Origin of the sequence: Streptomyces sp. NPDC098781 (genome assembly GCF_044759995.1) — a bacterium.
In the GTDB taxonomy this organism is placed as follows: Bacteria; Actinomycetota; Actinomycetes; order Streptomycetales; family Streptomycetaceae; genus Streptomyces.
Genome location: NZ_JBIWAK010000003.1, coordinates 828727 through 852066 on the forward strand (window position 1 = coordinate 828727; position 23340 = coordinate 852066).

Consider the following 23340-nt stretch of genomic DNA (forward strand, 5'->3'; position numbering starts at 1 on the left):
TCGGTCCAAGACATGGTCCGGCTCGTTTCGATAGGCACACCCTATGCTTGCTGTATGCAGTTCCAGCAGCTCCAGTACTTCGTGGCCGTCGCCGAGACCCGGCACTTCACCCGGGCCGCCGATCTGGTGCATGTCGCGCAGCCCTCGCTGTCGCAGCAGATCAAGGCGCTGGAGCGGGAGTTGGGTGCGGACCTGTTCCTGCGGGCGCGCGGCAACATCACGCTGACGGACGCCGGGGAGGCCCTGCTGCCACTGGCCCGGCGCATCCTGGCCGACGCGGACACCGCCCGGTACGAGGTGCAGGAGCTGGTGCAGCTGCGGCGGGGCCGGGTCCGGCTGGGCGCGACCCCGAGCCTGTGCACGGGCCTGCTGCCGGACGTGCTGCGCGCCTTCCACGACCGCTATCCCGGCATCCAGCTGCTGATCGAGGAGGGCGGCTCGCACGATCTGGTACGCCAGCTCGCGCGCGGTGCCCTGGACCTCGCCCTGGTCGTACTGCCCCTGCCGAGTCCCTCCCCGGCGCTGACCACGCTGGAGCTGCTGCGCGAGGACCTGGTGGTCGTCTCCTCCCCCGAGGCGGCCCGCCCCGGCGGCGGCCGGCGCACCGTGCGGATCGCCGATCTGGAGGGCGAACGCCTGGTGATGTTCCGGCACGGCTACGACCTGCGCGAACTGACCGTCGCCGCGTGCCGCGCGGAGGGCTTCGAGCCGGACTTCGCCGTGGAGGGCGGCGAGATGGACGCCGTGCTCGGGTTCGTGCGCGCGGGGCTGGGCCTGGCCGTGGTGCCGCGCATGGTGGCGGCACGGTCGGGCCGGGGGCTGCGGGTCACCCCGCTGGCCCGGCCCGGACTGCACCGGACGATCGCGCTGGCCCACCGCAGCGACGTGGCACCCCCGCGGGCCGCGCGGGAGTTGCAGCGGATGCTGCTGGAGCGGTGAGCGTCAGCCGCGCGGGGCGAGGAGGTCCGTCATGCCGATGCGCTCGTAGAACTCGGTGCGGACGCCGTCGGCGACGTCGCTGACCCGCTCCGAACCTTCGTCGGCGGGGTCGATCGTGGTGCGGAAGGGGCGCTCGCCGTTCGGGGTGTCGACGATACGGACGATGGCGTCGGCGACCTCCCGGACGTCGGCGTCGGCCGGCGCCAGGGCGGCCGACGCCTTGCCCACGTCCTCCATCAGACCGGCGTACTGGGTGTCGTACGCCTGCGCCGTGGCCGTGTCCAGCGGCTGCATCGCATGGGCGAAGTGGTTCGTCCCCGAGGTGTAGGAGCCCGGGACCACGAGGGCCGTGTCGATGCCGAAGCGGCTCAGTTCGACCGCGTAGCTCTTGGCCAGGTGGTCCATCGCGGCCTTCGCGGCGAAGTGGGGGCCCAGGTAGGGCGGGGTGCCGCCGTAGGTGCTGGAGGAGCCCGCCCAGAGCAGCAGGCCGTCGCGGCGCTCCCGCATCCCCGGCAGCACCGCCCGGTTGACGCGCTGCGTGGACAGCACGTTGGTGCGCCGACCACCAGCGCGTCGTCGACCTCGCGCGTGCTGCGGGTGAACAACTCGACCCGCAGCTCGTGCTCCAGCTGCCGCACCTGCCGGGACAGCGCCGGCTGGGTGACATGCAGCGCGAGCGCCGCCTGCCCGAAGTGCCGGCGCTCGGCCACCGCGACGAAGTACCGCAGCTTGCGCAGATCCAGATCGATCGGCCGGTCAGGCATGGCTTCACGCCATACGGCCGTTCGTCCGCCGGTCAGCCCGTCGCGTCCACCAGTGCCAGCTCGTGCAGGCGCTCCGGCGGGCCCGGGCGGGCGTAGTACCAGCCCTGGGCCGTGTCGCAGCCCAGTATGCGCAGCTGCTCGGCCTGGGCGCCGGTCTCCACGCCCTCGACCGTGACGGCGAGGTTCAGGCTGTGGGCCAGGGAGACGATGCCCTCGACGATCTTGAGGTCGACGGGGTCGGCCGGGAACTGCTGCATGCTCTGGGTGAAGGAGCGGTCCAGCTTGAGGATGCTCACCGGCAGCCGGCGCAGGTTGGCCAGGTTGGAGTAGCCGGTGCCGAAGTCGTCCAGGGCGATGTCGACGCCCATCTCGGCGAGCCTGCGCAGCGGCTTGAGCAGGTCGTCGTCGGCGCCGATGAGGGCCGACTCGGTGACTTCCAGGCAGAGGGCGTCGGGTGCCACGCCGGCGCGCTCCAGGATGTCCACGGTGTCCTGCACCAGCCCGGGGTGGGTGAGCTGGCACGGCGAGAGGTTGACGTTGATGCGGAAGGGCCCGGCGTCGTCGTGACGTTCTCGCCATGAGCGGGCCTGCCGCACCGACTGCTCCAGGACCCAGCGGCCGAGCGGCACGATGAGCCCGGTGTGCTCGGCGAGCGGGATGAAACGGTCCGGGCCGAGGACGCCGTGCTGCGGGTGCAGCCAGCGCACCAGGGCCTCGGCGCCGCGCACACTGCCGTCGCCGAGGTGGACCAGCGGCTGGTACTCGATGAAGAACTCGCCCCGGTCCAGGGCCGTCGGCAGCGCCGTGGTCAGCCCGTGCCGGGTGATGGCGCGGGCGTCGGCCTCCTCGTCGGCCAGCTCGAAGCGATTGCCGCCCGCCGACTTGGCCCGGTACATGGTGATGTCGGCGCTGCGCAGCACCTCCGCCGGGCTGCGTTCCCCGGCCGGGCCCTCGACGATGCCGATGCTGCCGCGCACGGTCAGCTCACGGCCGTCGACGCTGATCGGGGCGACCAGTACGTTCATGATCCGTGCGGCGAGCTCGTCGACCTCGCGCTCGGTGTCGGGGCCGGTGGTCAGCGCCACGAACTCGTCGCCGCCGAGCCGCGCGACCATCTCGCCGGGCGCGGTGGCGCAGGACTGGAGGCGGTCCGCGACCTCGACGAGCAGCCGGTCGCCGGCCGCGTGGCCGAGGCTGTCGTTGACGGTCTTGAAGCCGTCCAGGTCGAGGTAGCACAGCCCGAACCGCTGGCCTGCCCCGGCGCCCAGTGCCTTCTCCAGGCGCTCGAAGAAGAAGGTGCGGTTCGGCAGTCCGGTGAGCGCGTCGTGGGTGGCCTCGTAGCGCAGCCGCAGATTGAGCAGCCGCCGCTCGGTGGTGTCCTCCATCAGGGCCAGCTGGTACTGCGGGACCCCGTCGGCGTCGCGCAGCAGGGAGACCGTGAGGTTGGTCCACAGGACCGTGCCGTCGGGGCGGTAGAAGGCCTTTTCGACGTGGTAGTGCTCGCGCTCGCCGCGGACGAGTTCGTCGTAGAGCTTCCAGGTCTGCGGCGCGTCCTCGGGGTGGGTCCACTCCTTGACGTTGCGGGTGCGGATCGCCTGTTCGGAGACGCCGAACATACGCAACAGGGCGCCGTTGACCTGCAGTATGTGGCCCTCCAGGTCGGCGATGCCGATTCCTATGGCCGCCCCCTCGAACACCGCGCGGAAGCGGGCCTCGGTGGCGTGCAACGCCTGGGCCACCACGCCCTGCGCCTTGAGGGCGGCCGCGGAGATCGACTCCTGCTCGGCCAGCGTCCGTTCGCGCAGCGCCTGGGCGAACCCGGCGGCCATGGCGTGCTGGAGCCGTGCCGAGCGCGCCCGCAGGTCCTCCTGGTCGCCGCCGTCACCGCAGTAGAGCACCAGGTAGGCGTCGACGCAGTCCAGTGATCGGCTCAGCGCCTCGGGGTCCGTGCAGTGCGCGGTGACGAGCGCGGCGCCGACCGCCCGGCCGTCCTCCGCGTCGAACGCCCTGGCCCTGAGCGCCTGGCTCAACCGCCGGGCGAGCGGCAGCAGTTGCTCCTCGAACTCCGGACGGGTCGACGACGTCGAGGTCACCGGGAAGACCGCCCGGCTCCAGATCGTCGCGAACCGGCGCAGTCTGTCCTCCGGCCCGTCCGGCCCCGCGCTCACGCCGAACGTCCCACGCCGCCGAACCCGGAGAAGGCCCACGGATCGTCGTCCTCCGGTGCGGTGTCGGGCCGCCAGCGCGGCATCGGCACCAGTCCCGGTTCCACCATGTCGTACCCCTCGAAGAACCGCGCGATCTGTTCGCGCGAGCGCATGATCAGCGGGTTGCGAATGTCCTTGTACACGTCGACCGTGCCCTGGGCCCGCTCCTCGGGCAGCGGGATTCCCTCGTACGAGGCATGCGTGAGCACCAGCAGGCTGCCCGGCGCGAGCGCGTCGCGCAGCTGGGCCACCGCCTCGTAGGGTTCGTCCTCGTCCTCCACGAAGTGCAGTATGGCAACGAGCAGCAGCGCCACTGGCCGATTCAGGTCGATCAGCCGCTCGACCTCGGAACTGGTCAGGATCTCCTGGGGCTTGCGCAGGTCCGCGGCGACGACGTCCGTGGCGTCGTTGCCCGCGAGGACCGCCTGGCTGTGCGCCACGGCGACCGGGTCGTGGTCGACGTACACCACGCGCGCTTCGGGGCTGGCGGCCTGGGCCACCTCGTGGACGTTGCCGAACGTCGGGATGCCGGAGCCGATGTCGACGAACTGGGTGATGCCCTGGTCGACGGCGAAGCGCACGGCGCGGCGCATGAACGCCCGGTTCGCCTGCATGATCTTGGGAAGCCCCGGCATGAAGTCCATGGCCTTGCGGGCCGCTTCCCGGTCGACCTCGAAGTTGTGCGAACCGCCCAGGTAGTAGTCATAGATCCGCGAGACGCTGGGCACCGAGATGTCGATGCTCCGAGGGGCCCAGGCGGGACGCTCCATCTATCTCTCCAACGCGTAGGCGATCCAGTGTTCGAGCTGAGGCTACTGATCGCCCGCCAAAGGAGCGAGCGGAAACGGAAATTGACCATCCGTTCCCGGTCACTGCCAGTGGCACGTGCCGAATTGACGCCCCTCGCACCCTCTACGAAAAGTATCCGAAGCATTCCACAGAGTTCCGAATCGTGGCGAAAGAGGGTGAGGAACCACGATGAACGCAGGCAAACCGGTCCGCCCCCTGCGCGTGGAGCTCAGGGGGCGGACCGGTGAGTCGGCGCGCCGGCCGTTCGTCCGGCACTCTCGCTGTCGTCATCCCTCCCTTCCGTGTCCTGCTCGGCTGGGTGAGGCGATCAACCCTGGGGAGGTGTGATCTGTCACTGCTCCGGCGCGCCGACCGGCTTGCCGTCGGGACGGATGGCGAACCAGGTGCCGCCGACGCCCTGACCATTGGTGTCGCCGGGCTTCTTGTCACCGGCGAAGGTGTAGATCGGCACACAGTCGATGGTCTGCTGCTTGATGCCGTCGGGCCGGTCGAAGACCACGTAGCCCTGGCCCCGGGGGCCGGAACCCTTCAGGTCGATGCCCTCGGTGTCCTCGGCGTCGACCGGATCGATGACCGGCCACTTCTCCAGGCACTCGCCGGTGCAGGCCGTCTTCATCGGCCAGGGCGAGTCCTTCATGAAGCGGTAGACCGTGTGGCCGTTCTTGTCGATGACGATCTCGCCGAGCTTGGAGTCCTGGCGGGTGGACAGACCGGGCAGATCGGCCGCGTCGGCCCCGCCCTGCGCCTTCTTGCCGTTGGGGTCGAGCGCGTACCAAGTGCCGCCCACACCCTGGCCGTTGACATCGCCCGCCTTGGTGTCCTTGGCGTAGCGGTAGGCCGGCCAGCCGTCGATCGTCAGCTGCTTGGTGCCGTCGGTTCGGGTGACCGAGCCGAGGTTGTTCTTGTCGATACCGACACCGGCCGTGGCATCGTCGGCCGGGACCGGCGGCCACTTGGTCGCGCAGTCGCCGTCGCAGTTCGACTTGGGCGGCTCGGCTACGTCCTTGTCGAAGCGGTAGAGGGTCATCCCGGCGCTGTCGGTCAGCACCTCGCCGAGTTCCGCGTTGGTGGCCACCGTCAGTTCGCCGGCCGAGGAGGCCTGCGTGGCGGCGCTCTCGTTGCCCGCCGCGCCCGCGTCGTAACCGGACCCGAGGCCCGTGCCGCTTCCGTAATCACCGGCCGCCGCTGTGGCACCCACGTTCTGGCTGCTCGCCGGCGGGGCGGTTTCCGAGCCGCATGCCGTCGTCAGCGCCGCCACTGCCACGGCGCTCACCACGAGCGAGGCGCTCCGCCACGAGGTCTTCATTGTCAACTCCCCGATCATCACAAGGGTGTTGCAGCGCCCTGCTGCGCCGCCGCACGACCAGAGGTACGCACAGGAGCCACCCTGGTGTTCAACCGCGGCACAATTTTCTTTCCGGAACCTGTGACGGCACCGGCGTCACGGCTGTGAACGAGTGCGTCACCGCGGCGACTCCGCCCGTCTCCTGTCGCACGCCAGTGCGCCCTGGCGGTCACGCCGACACCCCCTGACCAAACCTTTCGAGGGCCGAACGTCGCCCGTTCGGGGCATTCCACCCGTTCTCCGGCACGCCGTGACCCGTGTTGGCCTCAAGATCTTCGTCGTGCATGCACTCGAACCGACCCAATCCACCCTCACGGCAAGGGTGTTGACGGTGGTCACGCTGACCTGGCTTCTGGTGTCGGCACCGTCCGGCGCGGCCGTGGCCACGTCCTGCGCCTACGCCGGCACCGGGCCGGACGGGGCGCAGGCGGTGGCGGTCGCCGGCAGCGGCGGCGCGCAGGCGGTCGCGGTGGCCGGCACCTTCACCTGGCCGACTCCCCCGCAGTGCCCGACACCGACGCCGACTCCTACGCCGACCCCGACGCCCCCACCGAAGCCGACGCCCCCACCGAAACCCACCCCCACACCCCCGCCGAAACCCACGCCCACACCGAAACCGAAGCCGCCACCTCCGCCGCCACCGCCCCCGGCTAAGCCGGCTCCGCAGCCCGCGCCGCCCCGCCCACGGCCGGTCCCCACACCGCCTCCGGCCCCCGCGCCCCCGCCGAAGCCGTCGGTCAGGCCCACCCCGAGTCCGTCCCCGACCCCGGTGCGCTATCCGCCGTACCACTCCGCCCCGCACAAACGTGCCGCGCACGGCGGCGCCCAGTCGCCCCTCACCTTCGTCCTGCTGATCGCGGTGCCCGCCATCGCCGCCGTCGCCGCGCTGCGTCCGCGCTGACCCTGGAGGTCCCTCTTGCCGGAATGGCTTGTTCTCACCCTCGCGATGCTGGCCGCCTGTGCCGTGGTGGTCGTCATCACCCTCGTACGGCACCGCACGGCCCCCGAGGACGAGGATCCCAGTGAGACCCCGGACGTCATCGAGTACATGACGATGTGGATCGGCGTGGTCTACGCCATCGTGCTAGGTCTGGCCATCGCCGGAGTCTGGGAGGCGCGCAGCGCCGCCCAGGACCATGTCCAGGCGGAGGCGGTGGCGCTGCACGAGGTCTCGGAGCGGGTCCGGGTCTATCCCGCCGACGTCCGCGACCGCATTCGGGACGATGTCAACGCCTATGTCGGACACGTCGTCACCAAGGAGTGGAAGCACATGACCGAGCACGGTGACGTCACCGAACGCGGCACCGAGCTCCTCCAGCGGGTCCGGGAGGACGTCACCGACTACGAACCGAGGTCGGACTTCGAGGCACAGGCCTACCAACCGCTCCTCGACCAGGTGACCGCGGCCGACCAGGCGCGCAACGCCCGTGCGAACTCGACGGGCGACACCATGCCGGGCGTGGTGTGGTTCGGACTCCTGGCCGGCGGTGTCGTCACCATCGGGATGGTGTTCGCCCTCCAGATCCGGCGTACGGCCCGTGAGCTGATCCTCGCCGGGCTGTTCTCCGCGCTGATCGCCTTCCTGCTCTTCCTCATCTGGGACTTCGACGATCCCTACAGCCGGGGTGTGACGGCGTCGGCGGAACCGTTCTTCGCGCTCTTCCCGGGCGTCGGGGGCTGACACTCCCTCAGCCGGGGGCATGGCGGGGGCCGGTGGCGAACCTCTTCCACGGGAACCCGCCGCGCCGCCGCCGTCCCCCGGGCGGCCCACCCGCTTGCCCCATTCGTACGACACCGATCGCGCGGGCGAACGCCCCTTCCTAGCCTTTCGATCACCGGGGCGCGTTCCGGCGCAAGCGGAAAAGGTCCGCGCATGCTCCTCGGGAACCCGGAGGACACACCATGAGCGCGATACGTGTCGCTTCTGCCGCACTGCTGGGCGTGACCGCCCTCGCCATGACCGCCCCCGCCGCCCAGGCGCACGGCGACAACTCCGGTTTCTGGGCCACGGTCCGGCCCACCACCGTCGAGCCCGGCCGACAGGTCCGGCTGCGGGCGACGGGCTGCGAGCAGAGTGTGACCGTCGCGTCGGGAGTCTTCGACACGGTCACCATCCCCCGGGGACGGACGACGACCTGGGCCACGGTCGACCGGCACGTCGAGCCGGGTGCCGTGTACGAGGTGTCGTTCTACTGCGGCACCTTCTGGCAGAGCGTCGACCTCACCATCGCCGGCGGCCGGCCGGACCGGCCCGACCACCCGCGCCACGGCGTACGGGCGGGTGCGGGCGGCACCCTCGCCGGGCTGGACCTCAAGGAGATCGGGCTGGGGGCCGCGCTCATCACGGCCGCGCTCGGGACGGCGTACCACCTCTCCCGGCGGGCCACCGACGAGGACGGCGCCTGACACACCCCCTGCCTACGAAGACAAGGCCTTCGCCCCGGATCCCCACGCGGGGGCCGGGGCGAAGGCCTGTACACCTGTGACCTGCCTCCCGTCGGCAACGGGCGGCGGTCAGATCCGACGCTCCGCCCGCCGCCGCATCCAGAACACGCCGCCGCCGACGAGCGCCACGGCGATGAGCCCGCCTCCGATGGCCATGTCGGTCGGGGTGGCCCCCGTGGAGCTGCTGCCACCGAGGCCGCCGCGGACGCCGCCGATGACGGAGAAGGCGTTCGGGTGCGTCAGGGGCCTGCTGGAGCCCGTGCAGTGGACCGTGATGCTGTGCGAGCCGGGCCGCGCGTTCCTGTCGATCGTCGCGGTGCCCTTGGCCGTGCTGCCGCCGACCGGCGTCAGCGTCGTGGGCCGGAACGCGTCCGAGGTCGCGGTGCCGCCGCGCGGGCAGCCGTCGACGGTGATGGTCAGCTGCCCGCCCCGGGCGATGACGCTGGGCAGGGCGACGATGTTGCTCGGCCCGACGGGCATGCCGTCGCGCGCCGCGGCCACCGGGGCGGCCAGACCGAGGGCGGCGACCGCGGTGGCGGCGGCCGCCAGGGTTCGTGTGGTGCGCATGGGATCCTCCGCGGAAGACGCCCCGGGAACCGTCCCCGGAATCGATCGGCGAGAAAGCGCCTCCCAGAAAGACCCTCAGATGCCGTGCCCGAGGCCGCATTTCGGCGATGGTCCGTCCTGGTGAGAGGACACGCCGAAGGAACTGCCCGTAAGGGGAATTGCCGCAGGTCACACACCGTCAGAATTTTCCGGCCGGTGGCAACTCGGATGGCGCACCCAAGGAGTTGGTGCCACCCGTTCGTCTCTGCCCCCCGCGCCGGTTTCGCGCAGGCGACTTAGCGTTTTCGTATGCGCGAATGACGTGGCGACGGCCGCGTCGAGAGGGGAAGTCGAATGTCCGGTTTCGAACTGGCCGAAGAAGAGGAGGAGCGGCGGAGGAAGCGTGCTCCCTGGGGCGTCCTGGCGCTGGTCCTGCTGACCGGTCTCGCGCTGGTTCGCAATGGCTCCGGCGAGTTCGACGAGGGTCCGCCGCAGCCCGCCTCGGCGGCCGCCGCGGACCACCGGCTGCCCAGCGGCGTCCTCACCCAGGCCGCGCGGCCGCTGCCGTTCGCCCTGCCGGACCGGGTCAGGATCCCCGCGATCCAGGTCGACGCGCCGGCGATCCCGGTCGGTCTGGACATGGACGGCTGGGTCGGCGCGCCGCCTCCGGAGGACCCCAATCTGGCGGGCTGGTTCACCGGCTCCGTCTCACCCGGTGAGAAGGGCACGTCGGTGGTCGTCGGCCATGTCGACAACTTGCAGGGGCCCGCCGTGTTCTACGGTCTCGGCTCCCTCGCGAAGGGAAACCGCGTCGAGATCGTCCGCAAGGACGGAAAGACGGCCGTATTCGAGGTGTACGGCATCGAGGTGTTCCAGAAGGACAATTTCCCCGGCGACCGGGTCTACGCGTCCAAGGGCACCGCCGAACTGCGGGTCATCACCTGCGGCGGCGGTTTCTCCGAGCAGACCGGTTATGACGGGAACGTCGTCGCTTTCGCCAGCCTGGTCGAGGTCCGCTGAGCGTTCCTCCCGGGCGGCGAAAGGCGTCACGCGTAGTGCCGTTCCGGGACGGTGAGGTGGTATCCGGAGTCCAGCAACTGCGGCAGATAGGCCCGCAGGGCGTGGACGCTCTGGGTGCGGTCGCCCCCGGCGTCGTGCGAGAGCACCACGACACCGGGGGCGGCGCCGTCCTCGACCCTGTCGACGATGGTGCCGGTGCCGGGGGTGGTCCAGTCGAGGGTGTCGACGGTCCAGGCCAGCGGGTCCATGCCCAGTTCGGCGCCGATCTGGAAGGCGGCGCGGTTCCAGGCTCCGTAGGGCGCGCGGAACCAGGCGGGGCGCTCGCCGTAGCTCTCCTCGATGATGTCGCTGGTGCGCTCCATCTCCTTGCGGATCCGGGCCCTGCTGAGCCCGGTGAGCAGCGGGTGCGACCAGGTGTGGTTGCCGACGACGTGGCCCTCCTCCGCCATCCTGGCCACGAGGTCCTTGTTCTCGGCGACCATCTCGCCGCACACGAAGAACATCGCGCGGACGTCGTACTCGCGCAGGGTGTCCAGGATGTGCGGGGTGTAGCGGGCGTCGGGACCGTCGTCGAAGGTGAGCACCATGGTGCGGCCGCGTCCGGACACCCGTAGCAGGGGTGCGCGCCGTACGAGGGTGCGGCGGGGCGCGACCTCTGGCGGGCCGAAGCCCGTCAGGGGCCGGAGGCGGTAGGCGGAGGGCTTCAGCAGCGGGCGCGCCTGGGCGCCGGCGGCAGGCGCCGGGGTGACGGCTCCCCGGATCGGCGCGTCGCCCGCGCACGTGGAGACCAGACCGGCGGTGCCGGCGGCTCCGACGGCGGCGACACCCGCGAGCAGCGCGCGGCGCCGGGTGAGCAGACGCGGGGGCAACTGAACCTTCGTCATGACTCATGAGTCGCCCGTCGAGAGACCGACGCACCAGTGCGACACCGGTACGGCGGTACGAAAACACCCTCCCGGCCGACCCTCTCAGCGGCGACGCACCAGTGGGAACGGCAGTGTCTCGCGGATCGTCAAGCCGGTGAGGAACATGACCAGGCGGTCGACGCCGATGCCGAGGCCGCCGGTGGGTGGCATGGCGTATTCGAGCGCGTCGAGGAAGTCCTCGTCGAGTTCCATGGCCTCGGGGTCGCCGCCCGCGGCCAGCAGGGACTGGGCGGTGAGGCGGCGGCGCTGTTCGACGGGGTCGGTCAGCTCGGAGTAGGCGGTGCCCAGTTCGGTGCCGAACGCGACGAGGTCCCAGCGTTCGGCGAGCCGGGGGTCCTTGCGGTGCTGGCGGGTGAGCGGGGAGACGTCGGTCGGGAAGTCCTTGTAGAAGGTGGGCAGCTGGGTCTTCTCCTCGACGAGCCGCTCGTACATCTCCAGGACGACGTCACCGTGGCCGTCGTCGGCGACGTAGGGCACGCCGACGCGGTCGCAGTGCCGGTGCAGCCGGAGCAGTTCGGTGTCGGGGTCGATCTCCTCCCCCAGGACCTCGGAGATGGCGCCGTACACCGTCTTGACCGGCCACTGCCCGGAGATGTCGTACTCCTTGCCGTCCTGGTGGGCGACCGGACGGCCGTAGGCGGCGGTCGCGCAGCCCTGGATCAGCTCGCGCACCAGGTCGAGCATCACCTCGTAGTCGGCGTACGCCTGGTAGGCCTCCAGGATGGTGAACTCGGGATTGTGCTTGTAGTCGACACCCTCGTTGCGGAAGGTGCGGCCCATCTCGAAGACCTTCTCCATGCCGCCGACGCACAGCCGCTTGAGATACAGCTCGGGCGCGATCCGCAGATAGAGGTCGAGGTCGTAGGCGTTGATGTGGGTGGTGAAGGGCCGGGCGTTGGCGCCGCCGTGGATCTGTTGCAGCACCGGTGTCTCGACCTCCAGGTAGCCGCGCTGGAGCAGGCCCTGGCGCAGTTCCTGGACGGCGACCGAGCGGGCGCGGACCGTTTCGCGGGCGGCGGGGCTGGAGACCAGGTCGAGGTAGCGCATGCGGACCTTGACCTCGGGGTCAGCGAGGCCGCGGCGTTTGTCGGGCAGCGGGCGCAGGCACTTGCCGATGAGCTGCCAGGAGGTGACGAACACGGTCGGCTCGCCCTTGTCGCTGACGCCCGCCAGGCCGGTGGCGCTGATCAGGTCGCCGATGTCGCTGTCGGCGGTGAAGCGGTCGAGGGCGGCGCCGGAGTCCTTGCGGGTGAGGGCGAGTTGGTGGTCCCCGGACCAGTCGCGCAGCACGGCGAAGACGATGCCGCCGAAGTCGCGCACCAGCATGATCCGGCCGGCGACGGTGACCTGCTCGCCCGTGCGGACGTCGGCGAGGGCGTGGGTGCGGGCCGGGATGCCGACGGGGTAGGGGTCGACGCCGTCGGCGCGCAGCCGGTCGAGGGTGTGGTGCCGGATGCGGACCTGCTCGGGAAGGCCCGCACCCGGCTCGGCCGCCCCGGCCTCGTCCCCTCCTTCGAGGCCGAGCGCCGCCAGCGAGGGCAGTCCCTCGGTGGTGGCGGGGCGCGGTCCGTTCCTCGGGTGCCCCTTCCTGCGGAGCTTGTGCAGGGAGGGTACGGAGACGAATCCCTCGGCGATGGCGGACGCCGTGCCGATCCGGGCGAGGGAGGCGGCCTCGCCGTAGCAGATGAAGCGGGGGAACCACTGCGGGTCGTACTTGGCGTTGGAGCGGTAGAGCGCCTCCAGTTGCCACCACTTGGAGAAGAACAGCAGCAGGCGCCGCCACAGCCGCAGCACGGGTCCGGCGCCGATGCGGGCGCCCTCCTCGAAGACCGAGCGGAAGACGGCGAAGTTCAGGGAGATCCTGCGGATGCCGAGCTTGGGTGCGGCGGCGCACACTTCGGCGACCATGAACTCCATGACGCCGTTGGGGGCGCCGCGGTCACGGCGCATCAGGTCGAGGGAGATGCCCTCCTTGCCCCAGGGCACGAAGGAGAGCAGGGCCAGCAGTTGGCCGCCCTCGCCGAGCGCCTCCACGAGGAGACAGTCGCCGTCGGCCGGGTCGCCGAGGCGGTCCAGGGCCATCGAGAAGCCGCGCTCGGTCTCGGTGTCGCGCCAGGCGTCGGCCTTGCGGATCACCTCCTCCATCTCGGCCTCGCTGAGGGTGGAGTGGCGGCGGATACGGCAGTGCGCGCCGGTGCGGCGGACGCGGTGGACGGCCTGCCGGGTCACCCGCATGTCGCGGCCGTCGAGGTCGAAGTCCTGTACCCGCAGGACCGCCTCGTCGCCGAGCTGGAGCGCGCCGAGCCCGGCACGCGCGTAGGCGGTGGCCCCGTCCTCGGAGGCGCCCATGGCGGCGGGCACCCAGGCGTAGCGGCGGGCCAGGTCCAGCCAGGCGGCGATGGCGCGCGGCCATGCCTCCCGGTCGCCGACGGGGTCCCCGCTGGCGAGGCACACGCCGGCCTCGACGCGGTAGGTGACGGCGGCCTTTCCGCTGGGTGAGAAGACGACGGCCTTGTCGCGCCGGGTGGCGAAGTAGCCGAGGGAGTCCTGGGCGCCGTACGTCTTGATGAGGGCGCGGATGCGGGCCTCCTCGTCGTCGTGCAGGGCGGCCTCCATGCGCTGCGAGCGGAACAGCGTCGCGGCGGCGTTGAGGAGGGCGAGCGCGCCGAAGAGACCCAGCACGAATTGCAGCGGCCGCGGCGGCCGTCCGTCGTAGGTGGCGCCGGAGACGAGGCCGCCGCAGACCCGGTCGGCGGCCCACGCCAGCCGCTGGCTCTGCGGCAGGGTGCCGGGGAACAGCTCGACCAGCCCCCAGCCGATGAGGATGCCGATGACGAGCCCGACGACTAGGACGCCGAGGGCTCTGCGTACGGCGGCTCTGCGGGAGGCGGCGTAGAACTCCCCGCGGGCCACGATCAGCAGGGCGAGGGCGAGGCCGCAGACGATCAGGGAGGGGACGGAGTCGGAGTAGTCGCCGACCACCGTGCCGAGGATGTCGCTCAGGACGAGCAGGCCCAGATAGACGACGACCAGCCACCAGGCGATCTTCTTGCGGGCGGCCGTCGCGGCGGCGAGCAGGAAGAGGAAGACGGCGTAGGCGAGGTTGGCGCTGACGGGCACGATGATCTGGTCGAGGGCGTTCACCACCGGGCGCAGTGCGGTCCGCAGCGGCGGGATGAAGGCCAGCAGGACGCAGAACAGTCCGAGGGCGCCGAAGAAGGTCGCGAAGCCCTCGGGCACCCTGCTCAGCAGCCTCTTGCCGGGCGGCCGTGTCGGGCCCGTGGCGCGCTTGTCGGGGGCGACCTCCACGGTGGCACTCATGTTCCGACTGTAGGAAGCCCCCGGCCTCCTCGCCCGTCGAGCGTCCCGGCCGGCAGACGGACCTGGGGGTTCCGATAGCCTCCTGCCGTGACGGAACAGCACTCGCACCGGTTCGAGCGCGGCACGGACGGACCCAAGGTCATCGTGGTCGGCGTGGACGGCTCGGACTCCTCGATGCGCGCCGCCGCCTACGCGGGTGGCCTCGCCCGGCGGCAGAACGCCCTGCTCGCCGTCGTCTACGTGCAGCCGGTGATGTCGGCGGGCGCGGCGCTCGGGGCGCCGGTCGCGGAGACGACCAGTGAGATCGCCGAGGAGCTGATCGCCCAGATCCGGGAGGCGACCGAGCGGCTCAAGGGGATATTCGACGTCCGCTGGGAGTTCCACACCTTCCAGGGCGACCCCTACAACGGCCTGGTGAAGGCAGCGGACGACCTCAAGGCGGACGCCGTGGTGGTGGGCGCCTCCGAGCAGGCCGGCCACCGCATCGTCGGTTCCGTGGCGATCCGGCTGGTCAAGGCGGGGCGCTGGCCGGTGACCGTGGTGCCCTAGTGGCGCGCTGAGGAAGTGGCGTAGATCTGGGGGATGACTTCTCCCGACTTCGACTTCGACTTCGACGTCGACGCCTTCCTCCAGCGGCCCCTGACCGCGCGCATCGCGACCGACGGGCCCACCGTGCGTCCGGTCTGGTACCTCTGGGAGGACGGGGCCTTCTGGGTGCTGACCGGGCCGTGGGCGGGGCTGTTTCGGCGGGTCCGGGACGATCCCTCGGTGGCCCTCGTGGTCGACGAGTGCGAACCGGCGACGGGTCTGGTGCGCCAGGTGATCGCACGGGGCCGGGCCGCGCTGGTGCCGTTCGACGTCCCGCGCGGCCGGCGCAAGCTCACGCGCTATCTGGGGGCCGACGAGGACCGCTGGGACCCGCGGTTCCTGCGGTATCTCCACGACGATCCGGCGGAGCGCGGCACGGTGTGGCTGTGCCTCGCGCCCGTGTCGCTCAGCGCGCGGGACCTGAGTTACGTGGTCGCGCGCTGAGGCGACGGGCCGTCACAGGGTCCGCAGGAAGTCGAGCACGATCTTGTTGAAGTCCTCCGGCCTCTCCAGGTTCGGGTAGTGGCCGACGCCGTCGATGACCTCGACGCGGCCGTCGTGGACGGTGTCGGCGAGGCGTTCGGCCGCGGCCAGCATGTCGGCGGGTTCCAGGCCGCCGTTGAGGGTGAGCAGCGGGACGGTGATGTCCGCCGCGCGGGCGAAGGTGTCGGTCACGGGCACGAACCAGTCCTTCTCGCCCGGCGTGTGCTTGGCGAGCGTGCCGCGGGCCAGGTCCCGGATCAGACGCAGGCTGTCCTGGTCGACATCGGCGGCGGTGCGCCCCGGACCGGGCAGGACCCGCACGAAGGCGTCGAGCCAGGCGTCGATGTCCGCCGCCTCCAGAGCGCGGGCCAACTCGGCCTGGAGCTCGCGGTTCCAGGCATCCGTGTACTGGAACTCCCCGGTCGCCGCACCGCAGGTGACGACGGCGCGGACGAGATCCGGGTGCTCCAGCACGGTGTTGGTGGCGATGAGCCCGCCCATGGACAGGCCGACGAGGACCGCGGGTCCCGCGTCGAGGTGGCGCAGCAGGGCGGCGGTGTCGTCGGCCCAGCGGAACGGCTTGCTCGCGTTGGCGGAGGAGCCGTGGCCGCGTACGTCCAGGGCGACCACGCGGTGGCCGGCGGCGAGGGCGGGTATCTGGGCGTGCCAGATCCGGTGGTCGACGAATCCGGAGTGGAGAAGGACCACGAGGTCCCCGGCGCCGGAGTCGTGGTAGGCGAGGTCGCCGTCGGCGGAGGCGAAGAAGCGCAGATCCGAAGCAGTCGTCGCTGTCGTCATGACAACTAAGGTGTCATCTTCGATGAGATTTGGCAACCGAGGTGTCATGATGGCCGGGTGGACCACTCCGACGACTCCGACAAGCCCCTCTCCCCCGACGAACTCGGCCACCGGGTCAGCGAGGTGTTCGACCTGATCGGCGCTCTCTACCGACGCGGCCTGCGCAAGCTGGAGCAGGGCGAGGAGGTCGAGGGGGTGTCCGTCGGCGTGCGCTCGGTCCTGGTGCTGCTGCGCAGGTACGGGCCCATGACGGTGCCTCAGATGGGCCGGCTCATGGCGCTGACCCGGCAGTTCGTGCAGCGCATGGTCAACGACGCCACGAGCAGGGGCTGGGTCGAGGCCACCGCCAACCCCGCGCACCAGCGCTCCTCGCTGATCCGGATCACCGCGGAGGGCGAGGCCGTCATCACCACGATCCTGGAGCGCGAGCACGCGCTGAACCGGCAGGTCGGCGGGGAGCTGACCGAGGCCGAGCTCCAGGCCTGCGTACGGGTGCTGAAGCAGATGCTGAAGACCTTCGACCACGTGGACGTCGACTGACCCACGGCCCGGCCGCCGAGCCGCCGCTCCGCCTGCGGCCTACTGCCCCATCTCCAACCCGTCCTCCCCCGCGCCCCGGCTCAGCACCACCTCCCGGATCCGGTCCCGCACTCCCCGCAGTTCGGCGCCCTGGGCGATGGACCGGTTGAGGTTGAGCACCCGCCCCGCGTCGATGTCGAAGAGCTGCGGGACGAACTCGGCCTTCGACACCTCCCAGCGGCCACCGGCCTCGTCCGGCGGGGAGAAGGTGAAGCGGGCGAGGGTGGACTGGTTGCCACGCGGGTCCTGCACGCCCTGCTGGTTGTACATCGCGCCGGCCACCTGGTCGCCCATGCCGTACACCACCCAGGTCCCGTTGACCTTCTCGTACGCCTGCGGGACATGGGCGTGGGTGCCGAGGATCAGGTCGATGTCGGGACGCTCGTCGGAGCGGGCGGCGGTGAGCTCGCGGGCCAGCGTGACCTGTTCGTCGTCGGGCGCGTCCTGCCACTCGGTACCCCAGTGCAGCGACACGACGACCACGTCGGCGCCCGCCTTACGGGCGGCCCGCGCCTCCGCGAGGATCTTCTCCCGGTCGATCAGGTTGACCGCCCAGGGCTGCCCCGGCGGGAGCGGGAAGCCGTTCACACCGTAGGTGTACGCGAGGTGCGCCACCTTGGCCCGGCCCGCGCGCAGGACGGTCACCGTGCGCGCCTCACCCTCGCTGCGTGCGGCGCCCGCGTGCCGCACCTTCACCCGGTCGAGGGCGTTCAGGGTGCGCAGGATGCCGGCGGCGCCGTCGTCGAGGCTGTGGTTGGAGGCGGTGGAGCAGCCGTCGTAGCCGGTGACGGCGAGGGCCTTCGCGATCTCCGGCGGGGACTTGAACAGGGGGTAGCCGGTGTACTGGCCGTTCTCCCCGTAGACGGTCTCCATATGACACAGCGCCAGGTCGGCCCGGGTGACCACGGATTCGACGCCGGCGAACATCGGGCGGAAGTCGTATCCCCTGCCGCCCGCGTCGAAGCGCGCGCGGTCGATGATCGGGGTGTGCGGGACGACGTCGCCGGAGGCGACGAGGGTGAAGCCGCGGGTGCCGGCGGAGGGAGCCGGGCGTCCCGAGGCCTCGCGGTTGTGGGCCTGGCAGGCGGCTCCTGCGGCGAGGACGGCCGTGACAGCGATGGCCACGAGCCGACTGCGTGCGATCATCAGCTCACCCCTTGTGGTCGTATATACGCACCAAAATAGGTACGAAATAGCGCACTCCCGCAAACAATCCGGTCGCTTCCGTTAGCCCGTCCGGCCCGCCCCGGCTTGCGGAAGGAACCGTTCACCGAACCGTTCGCCGACGCGATCGACCGTCCGCCGCAGATGCGTGTGCGTGCCCTGTCCCGCGGCCGCCGCCTGCGATGCCATACGGCCATGACGGCCGGAACCACCCTCACGAACGGGACGACCGCCGAGCACGAGCTCGCCGCATTGCAGCGCGAGCACGGCCGGCCCCTCTTCGCGCTCCTGCTCCGGCTCTGCGACGGCGACCGGCAGCGCGCCGAGGACCTCGTGCAGGAGACCCTGGTGCGCGCCTGGCAGCATCCCGAGGCTCTGCGCGCCGACGACTTCGACTCGGTGCGGCCCTGGCTCATGACCGTCGGACGGCGACTCGCCATCGACGCGCGGCGGGCCCGCCAGGCACGGCCGCCGGAGGTCGGGGACGCGATCCTGGAGAACGCGCGGGTGATCTCCGACCACGCCGAGCGGGCCGCCGAGATGCTCGACGTCCGCGAGGCTGTGAAGACACTCACTCCGGAGCACCGTGAAGTCCTGGTGCTCGTGTACTTCCAAGGGGCGAGTGTGGCGGAGGCCGCGGAAGCCCTCGGTATTCCGCCCGGTACGGTGAAGTCCCGCGCGTACTACGCGCTGCGGGCCCTGCGTCGGGTGCTTCCCGGATACGCGGCCGACCTGCGGTGAAACCGAAGGCTTAGTCAAACCTCCGTAAAGCGCCTTGCTGAACACCCCGGTTGAGTAATCGGCTGTCCTCATCCGTGTTCCGGATCGGGCAAGGGCCCGCGGCCCCGGGGTAGGGCGACGCACTCACCGGAGGAAGGCAGGAAGGGATGCTGCACAGAGGTCAGGAGAGCACGGACGGCACCGGTGGCGGTGAACTCACCGTCCCCATGGCGTGGATGTACGCCGAGTACATCGCCGACGAGCTGCTGCGCACCGGCGATCTGATGCCGCCGACGTCCTTCGAGTTCCGCGCCGGGCGCGACGCCCTGGCGCTGACCATCTTCCTGTCCGACACCGACGGCGAGCTCTCCGGCATCCGGGTCGTGACCCAGCTGGAGACCTGGCTGTCGCTGACGGCCTACGACCAGCCCTGGCAGGAGTGGGTGCGCGAACGCATGGCAGCCCTCGCGGCCGAGGCGGTCGAGTCCGGCGGGCCGGCGCCCGATCTGGAACTGGCCGAGGCCGCCTGGCGCTGGCTCCAGGAGACCGAGCTGCTCGCGCCCGATCTGAACGCGGTGCCGGGCGGCGGCGTACCGGTCGGTGAGGACGAGGGACCCAAGGTGTGGACACCGGCGTGGCAGCTCGGACTGCCGCTCGGACACCTCGCCATCCATCTTTTTTAAGTTCTTTTCCCCTGGGACCAATCCTCGGTGCCGACCGCTACGAATCCCTTGGTTGCGATTCTGTATAGGCCTTGAGTGATTCGACTTCCTGGTGCGTACCAGTGGGCGCAAGGAGTAACACACCCCACACCCAACGGCACGAGGATTCGGCATGAGGTCCCTGGAGAGGCATCGCGACGTCGCCGCGTACGCGCTCGGCGTGCTGAACGAGGCGGAGGCGTTCCGCTTCGAGGACCACCTCATGGAGTGCCCCCGCTGTGCGGCACACGTGACCGAGTTCGGGCCCATCACCCGCCAGTTGATGCTGTACCGGCGGTCCACGCCCCAGTTCGTCCACCCCATGGCCCAGCCGGGACCGCAGATGCTGAACCGGCTGCTCGAAGCGGTGGCCGTCCGCCGGCGCGCCCGGCGCCGGCGCTCCCTCTACGCCGTGGCCGCCTCGGTGGTCATCGCGCTGGCCGCGCCCTCCCTCGCGATGATGGCGAGCGGTGACAGCCGGACCGTACAGGTCGTCCAGGCGACCGACGAGCGGTCCGGGGTGTGGGCGCAGGTCACGACCGAGAACGAGGCGTACGGCAGTCAGGTGGAGCTGAAGGTGAAGGACGGCGCGGGCCCCCGGCCCTGCCATCTGATCGCCATCGGCCGGGACGGCTCGGAGGAGACCGTGACCAGTTGGTCCGCGGCCCATCACGACGCCCGCGAGAACACCATGACGGGCGCGTCCGCCATGCACGCCGACGAGATCGTGCGCTACGAGGTGCGGACCGCGGACGGGCAGAACCTGGTCACGCTGGAACCGAGCTGAACCGTTCCGCTCACCGGCGCAGCAGGTTCCGGGCTACTTCAGCAGCCTCGACATCCTCCGGTCCGCCAGCGGCTTGCCGCCGGTCTGGCAGGTGGGGCAGTACTGGAGCGAGGAGTCGCTGAAGGAGACCTCGCGGACGGTGTCGCCGCAGACCGGGCAGGGCTCGCCGGTGCGGCCGTGGACCCGCAGGCCGCTCTTCTTCTCGGACTTCAGACGGCCGGCCGCGACCCCGCGGGAGCGCTCGACCGCCTCCGTGAGGGTGGTGCGCAGCGCCTCGTACAGCCGCGCGGTCTCCTCGGGGGTCAGTGACGCGGCGAGCTTGAACGGCGACATCTTCGCCGCGTGCAGGATCTCGTCGCTATATGCGTTGCCCACCCCGGCGATCAGGCTCTGGTCGCGCAGGGCGCCCTTGATCTGGCGGCGCTCGTCCTTCAGCAGGGCCGCGAACCGCGCCTCGTCGAAGCCGTCGGCGAGCGGGTCGGGGCCGAGCCGGGCCACGCCCGGTACCTGCTGCGGGTCGTCGACGACGTACACCGCGAGTCGCTTCTGCGTGCCCGCCTCCGTCAGGTCGAAGCCCGCGCCGGTCTCCAGGGCCACCCGCAGCGCGAGCGGGCCCTTGCCCGGACGGGGCATACCGCTCGGGAGCTGGTCCTTCCAGTGCAGCCATCCCGCGCGGGCCAGATGGGTCACCAGACGGGGGCCGTCGGCGGTTTCGAGGTCCAGGAACTTGCCGTACCGGTGCACGGCGGTGACCTCGTGGCCCTCCAGAGCGGTGACCGGCGGGTCGTACGTCTTCAGGACGCTGATCGCCACGGGCAGCACTCGGACGATCTCGTGGCCGACCAGGTTGTCGGTCAGGAAGTCCTTGAGCGCTTCGACCTCGGGGAGTTCCGGCATACGTCCAGAGTGCCATCCGGCACCGACAGTGCCGGGTGGGTTCGGGTACGCGGCGCATCGCGCGGGCCGGTCAGGGTCGCTCCTGCACGATGAACTCGCTCCAGACCGCCTTGCCGCCGCCCCGCGCCTCCACGCCCCACACGTCCGTGAGCAGGTCGACCAGGAGCAGCCCACGCCCGGAGACACCCGACTCCCCCGCCTCCCGGCGGCGCGGCAGCGCGCTGGAGGAGTCCTCGACCTCGACGCGCAGCCGGCGTTCGGGACCGGCCAGGACCCGCAGGGTCACGACGGCGGAGCCCTCGGTGTGCATCAGGGCGTTGGTGATCAGCTCGTCCGCGACCAGTTCGATCTCGTCGGCCCGGTCGGCCGCGCCCCAGGCCCGTACGGCGGCACGGATCATGTGCCGGGCCGCGGTGAGGGCCTCGGGGTCGCCGGGGGCGACGTGCTGCTGGAGCCGGCCGCCGGCCTGCGGGGCGTCCAGTACGCGGCGGCGCAGCAGGAGCAGGGCCACGTCGTCGTCGCCGCCGCGTGCCTCGGCCACGTCGATCAGGCGGTCCGCGAGGTCCCGTACGTCCTCGGGGCCGCCGGCGATCAGGGCGGTGAGGGTCTGCATGCCGTCGTCCAGGTCGGTGCCGGGCTGTTCGACCAGGCCGTCGGTGCACAGCAGGAGGGTGTGGTCGGAGTCCAGCTCGATCGTGCCGACCGGGTATTCGAGCTGCCCGAACTCCGCCGACAGTCCGAGCGGCAGCCCGCCCTCGACCGAGACGCGTCGGCAGGCGCCGCCCGGCTCCCGGATCAGCGGGTCGATGTGGCCGGCCCGTACGACCTGTACGACACCGGTGGACAGGTCGGCCTCCGCGTACAGGCAGGTGGCGAAGCGGTCGGTGTCCAGTTCGTGCAGGAACACGGAGGCGCGGGCCATCACCGTGGCGGGGGTGTGCCCCTCGGCGGCGTAGGCCCGCAGGACGATGCGCAACTGGCCCATCACGGCGGCGGCGTGTGTGTCATGGCCCTGGACGTCGCCGATCACGGCGCCGACCCGGCCGCCCGGCAGCGGGATCAGGTCGTACCAGTCGCCGCCGATGTCCCGGCCGAGGGAGGCGGAACGGTAGCGGACGGCGACGTCGGCGCCGGGCACGCTGGGGATGGTGCGGGGCAGCATGGCCTGCTGGAGGCCGGTGGCGAGGTCCTTCTCCTGCTCGTAGAGCATGGCCCGCTGGAGGCTCTGCGCGATGCTGCTCCCGAGGGCGACAAGCACGTTGCGGTCCTCGGTGGAGAAGCCGCGCCGGTCGCTGTAGAGCAATCCGATGGCGCCGATGGGCTTGGCCTGGGCGATCAGCGGCATGTAGGCGGCGGACGTGATGTGCAGGTCGGTGATGTGCGGCCACAGGATCGGGTAGCGCTCCGCGAACTCCTCCGGTGACTCGATGAAGCGCGGGCTGAGGGTCCGTACGACCTCGCTCATCGGGTACTGCTCGTCGATCCGGGTGACCAGCGTGCCGGGCACGAAGCTGCCGGAGGGGCCTTCGGCGACCAGTCGGATGCGCCCTGCCTCGACCAGGCCCATCACCAGGCTCTTGGCGCCGAGGTGGGTGAGGCCGTGGGTGTCCTTGAGGATGTCGATGACGTCCTGGATGGTGCGGGCGTGGGCGAGGGCGGCCGTGGTGAGCTGGACGACGCTGGTCTGGCGCCGCCGGGCCTCGTCGTCGGCCGCCTGCTGACGCCGTTCCTCGCTCTCGGCGAGTTCTTCGGTGGCGTCGCGGACGACACCGACGATGCGGCGGGGCCGGCCGGTCTCGTCGCGGCGGATGTAGCCCTGGGTGTGGGTCCAGCGCATGGTGCCGTCGCGGCAGCGGATGCGGAAGTAGGCCCCGTAGTTCTCACTGCCGTCCTTCATGGCCTGGGAGACGACGCCGTCCAGCCGGTAGCCCTCCACCGGCGGCACCCGGATCGCCAGGGTCATGGGATTGCCGTCGTATTCCTCGGGGCGCAGGTCGAACACCTCGTGGGCCTGGGCGTCCATGTGGAACGCACCGGTGTCCAGGTCCCAGTCGAAGGTGCCCATGCGGTTGAGCGCCAGGATCGGGTCCGGGTGGGCGGGCCAGTCGTCCGGGAGTGACGGGGCGCTCGCTCCCCGATCAACCATGGGGCCACCTTGCCAGGATTTGCCGGATTCTTCGACTGGGGCGACGTGCCGGTCGTCGCTCGCCGTCCGGTGCGTGTCCCGGGGTCTCGGGGGTCGGGGGCCGGCCCGCATGTCGTTCGTCGCGGGCACGCGGTCCTGCTGCGTTCGGGTGACC

The 23340-nt window shown here is 71.2% G+C and carries 23 protein-coding genes and 1 pseudogene; 12 read left to right on the forward strand and 12 right to left on the reverse strand.

Annotated features, from left to right (window positions below):
- The first annotated feature begins 54 nt into the window (after positions 1-54).
- Positions 55-939 (forward strand): LysR family transcriptional regulator, encoded by an 885-nt coding sequence (locus ACIQWG_RS15540; RefSeq protein ID WP_404095239.1) that lies wholly within the window; start codon positions 55-57, stop codon positions 937-939.
- 3 nt (positions 940-942) lie between these two features.
- Here ACIQWG_RS15540 and ACIQWG_RS15545 read toward each other — a convergent pair whose 3' ends face one another.
- From ACIQWG_RS15545 to ACIQWG_RS15565, 5 genes and pseudogenes are all read right to left on the reverse strand, one after another.
- Positions 943-1488, reverse strand: a complete 546-nt coding sequence (locus tag ACIQWG_RS15545; protein WP_404095240.1) for an SDR family oxidoreductase — start codon at positions 1486-1488, stop codon at positions 943-945.
- A 29-nt stretch (positions 1489-1517) separates the two neighbouring features.
- Positions 1518-1703, reverse strand: a pseudogene (locus tag ACIQWG_RS15550) (LysR family transcriptional regulator); the annotation flags it as partial.
- Between the two features lie 32 nt (positions 1704-1735).
- Complete coding sequence (locus ACIQWG_RS15555; RefSeq protein ID WP_404095243.1) at positions 1736-3871, reverse strand: putative bifunctional diguanylate cyclase/phosphodiesterase; 2136 nt, start codon at positions 3869-3871, stop codon at positions 1736-1738.
- On the reverse strand, positions 3868-4680 hold the full coding sequence (locus tag ACIQWG_RS15560) for an SAM-dependent methyltransferase (RefSeq protein WP_404095245.1): 813 nt from the start codon (positions 4678-4680) through the stop codon (positions 3868-3870). Before ACIQWG_RS15560 ends, ACIQWG_RS15555 begins: the two co-directional genes overlap by 4 nt.
- A gap of 371 nt (positions 4681-5051) precedes the next feature.
- A complete protein-coding gene (locus tag ACIQWG_RS15565; RefSeq protein WP_404095248.1) occupies positions 5052-6026 on the reverse strand; it encodes an SCO0930 family lipoprotein in 975 nt (324 codons plus the stop codon).
- Between the two features lie 543 nt (positions 6027-6569).
- Here ACIQWG_RS15565 and ACIQWG_RS15570 point away from each other — a divergent pair.
- From ACIQWG_RS15570 to ACIQWG_RS15585, 4 genes are all read left to right on the forward strand, one after another.
- On the forward strand, positions 6570-6719 hold the full coding sequence (locus tag ACIQWG_RS15570) for a hypothetical protein (RefSeq protein ID WP_404095251.1): 150 nt from the start codon (positions 6570-6572) through the stop codon (positions 6717-6719).
- A 115-nt stretch (positions 6720-6834) separates the two neighbouring features.
- On the forward strand, positions 6835-6966 hold the full coding sequence (locus ACIQWG_RS15575) for a hypothetical protein (RefSeq protein ID WP_404095254.1): 132 nt from the start codon (positions 6835-6837) through the stop codon (positions 6964-6966).
- Between the two features lie 15 nt (positions 6967-6981).
- Positions 6982-7746, forward strand: coding sequence for a hypothetical protein (locus tag ACIQWG_RS15580; RefSeq protein ID WP_404095256.1), 765 nt, complete (start codon positions 6982-6984; stop codon positions 7744-7746).
- A 221-nt stretch (positions 7747-7967) separates the two neighbouring features.
- Positions 7968-8471 carry a hypothetical protein gene (locus ACIQWG_RS15585; protein ID WP_404095258.1) on the forward strand — a complete coding sequence of 168 codons (504 nt, stop codon included), beginning with the start codon at positions 7968-7970 and terminating at the stop codon, positions 8469-8471.
- A 108-nt stretch (positions 8472-8579) separates the two neighbouring features.
- Here the strand turns inward: ACIQWG_RS15585 and ACIQWG_RS15590 are convergent, their stop codons facing one another.
- Positions 8580-9077 (reverse strand): hypothetical protein, encoded by a 498-nt coding sequence (locus tag ACIQWG_RS15590; RefSeq protein ID WP_404095260.1) that lies wholly within the window; start codon positions 9075-9077, stop codon positions 8580-8582.
- A gap of 333 nt (positions 9078-9410) precedes the next feature.
- Between ACIQWG_RS15590 and ACIQWG_RS15595 the strand changes: the two genes are divergently transcribed.
- Positions 9411-10076 carry a class F sortase gene (locus tag ACIQWG_RS15595; protein ID WP_404095263.1) on the forward strand — a complete coding sequence of 222 codons (666 nt, stop codon included), beginning with the start codon at positions 9411-9413 and terminating at the stop codon, positions 10074-10076.
- Between the two features lie 26 nt (positions 10077-10102).
- Here the strand turns inward: ACIQWG_RS15595 and ACIQWG_RS15600 are convergent, their stop codons facing one another.
- Together ACIQWG_RS15600 and lysX are read right to left on the reverse strand one after the other, a co-directional pair.
- Positions 10103-10960: a polysaccharide deacetylase family protein gene (locus ACIQWG_RS15600; protein WP_404095266.1), complete on the reverse strand. Its 858-nt coding sequence runs from the start codon at positions 10958-10960 to the stop codon at positions 10103-10105.
- Between the two features lie 84 nt (positions 10961-11044).
- Complete coding sequence (gene lysX / locus ACIQWG_RS15605) at positions 11045-14323, reverse strand: bifunctional lysylphosphatidylglycerol synthetase/lysine--tRNA ligase LysX (RefSeq protein WP_404095267.1); 3279 nt, start codon at positions 14321-14323, stop codon at positions 11045-11047.
- 87 nt (positions 14324-14410) lie between these two features.
- On the opposite strand from lysX, the gene ACIQWG_RS15610 reads away from it, so the two are divergent.
- On the forward strand, positions 14411-14872 hold the full coding sequence (locus ACIQWG_RS15610) for a universal stress protein (RefSeq protein WP_404095269.1): 462 nt from the start codon (positions 14411-14413) through the stop codon (positions 14870-14872).
- 33 nt (positions 14873-14905) lie between these two features.
- Positions 14906-15355: a pyridoxamine 5'-phosphate oxidase family protein gene (locus ACIQWG_RS15615; RefSeq protein ID WP_404095271.1), complete on the forward strand. Its 450-nt coding sequence runs from the start codon at positions 14906-14908 to the stop codon at positions 15353-15355.
- A 12-nt stretch (positions 15356-15367) separates the two neighbouring features.
- Here ACIQWG_RS15615 and ACIQWG_RS15620 read toward each other — a convergent pair whose 3' ends face one another.
- Positions 15368-16192 carry an alpha/beta fold hydrolase gene (locus ACIQWG_RS15620; protein ID WP_404095273.1) on the reverse strand — a complete coding sequence of 275 codons (825 nt, stop codon included), beginning with the start codon at positions 16190-16192 and terminating at the stop codon, positions 15368-15370.
- A gap of 57 nt (positions 16193-16249) precedes the next feature.
- Here ACIQWG_RS15620 and ACIQWG_RS15625 point away from each other — a divergent pair, with 57 nt between their 5' ends.
- Entirely contained in the window at positions 16250-16732 is a 483-nt protein-coding gene (locus tag ACIQWG_RS15625; protein ID WP_404095275.1) for a MarR family winged helix-turn-helix transcriptional regulator, read from the forward strand.
- Between the two features lie 39 nt (positions 16733-16771).
- Here the strand turns inward: ACIQWG_RS15625 and ACIQWG_RS15630 are convergent, their stop codons facing one another.
- A complete protein-coding gene (locus ACIQWG_RS15630; RefSeq protein ID WP_404095277.1) occupies positions 16772-17917 on the reverse strand; it encodes a CapA family protein in 1146 nt (381 codons plus the stop codon).
- Positions 17918-18130: 213 nt separating this feature from the next.
- Between ACIQWG_RS15630 and ACIQWG_RS15635 the strand changes: the two genes are divergently transcribed.
- The 3 genes from ACIQWG_RS15635 to ACIQWG_RS15645 all read left to right on the forward strand — a co-directional run bounded on the left by ACIQWG_RS15635 (position 18131) and on the right by ACIQWG_RS15645 (position 20143).
- Complete coding sequence (locus ACIQWG_RS15635) at positions 18131-18676, forward strand: sigma-70 family RNA polymerase sigma factor (RefSeq protein WP_404095280.1); 546 nt, start codon at positions 18131-18133, stop codon at positions 18674-18676.
- A gap of 146 nt (positions 18677-18822) precedes the next feature.
- Positions 18823-19338: a hypothetical protein gene (locus ACIQWG_RS15640; protein WP_404095282.1), complete on the forward strand. Its 516-nt coding sequence runs from the start codon at positions 18823-18825 to the stop codon at positions 19336-19338.
- A gap of 151 nt (positions 19339-19489) precedes the next feature.
- A complete protein-coding gene (locus ACIQWG_RS15645) occupies positions 19490-20143 on the forward strand; it encodes a zf-HC2 domain-containing protein (RefSeq protein ID WP_404095284.1) in 654 nt (217 codons plus the stop codon).
- Between the two features lie 33 nt (positions 20144-20176).
- Here ACIQWG_RS15645 and ACIQWG_RS15650 read toward each other — a convergent pair whose 3' ends face one another.
- Together ACIQWG_RS15650 and ACIQWG_RS15655 are read right to left on the reverse strand one after the other, a co-directional pair.
- On the reverse strand, positions 20177-21040 hold the full coding sequence (locus ACIQWG_RS15650; RefSeq protein WP_404095286.1) for an Fpg/Nei family DNA glycosylase: 864 nt from the start codon (positions 21038-21040) through the stop codon (positions 20177-20179).
- Between the two features lie 70 nt (positions 21041-21110).
- Positions 21111-23186, reverse strand: a complete 2076-nt coding sequence (locus tag ACIQWG_RS15655; protein ID WP_404095289.1) for a SpoIIE family protein phosphatase — start codon at positions 23184-23186, stop codon at positions 21111-21113.
- Between the last annotated feature and the right edge of the window lie 154 nt (positions 23187-23340).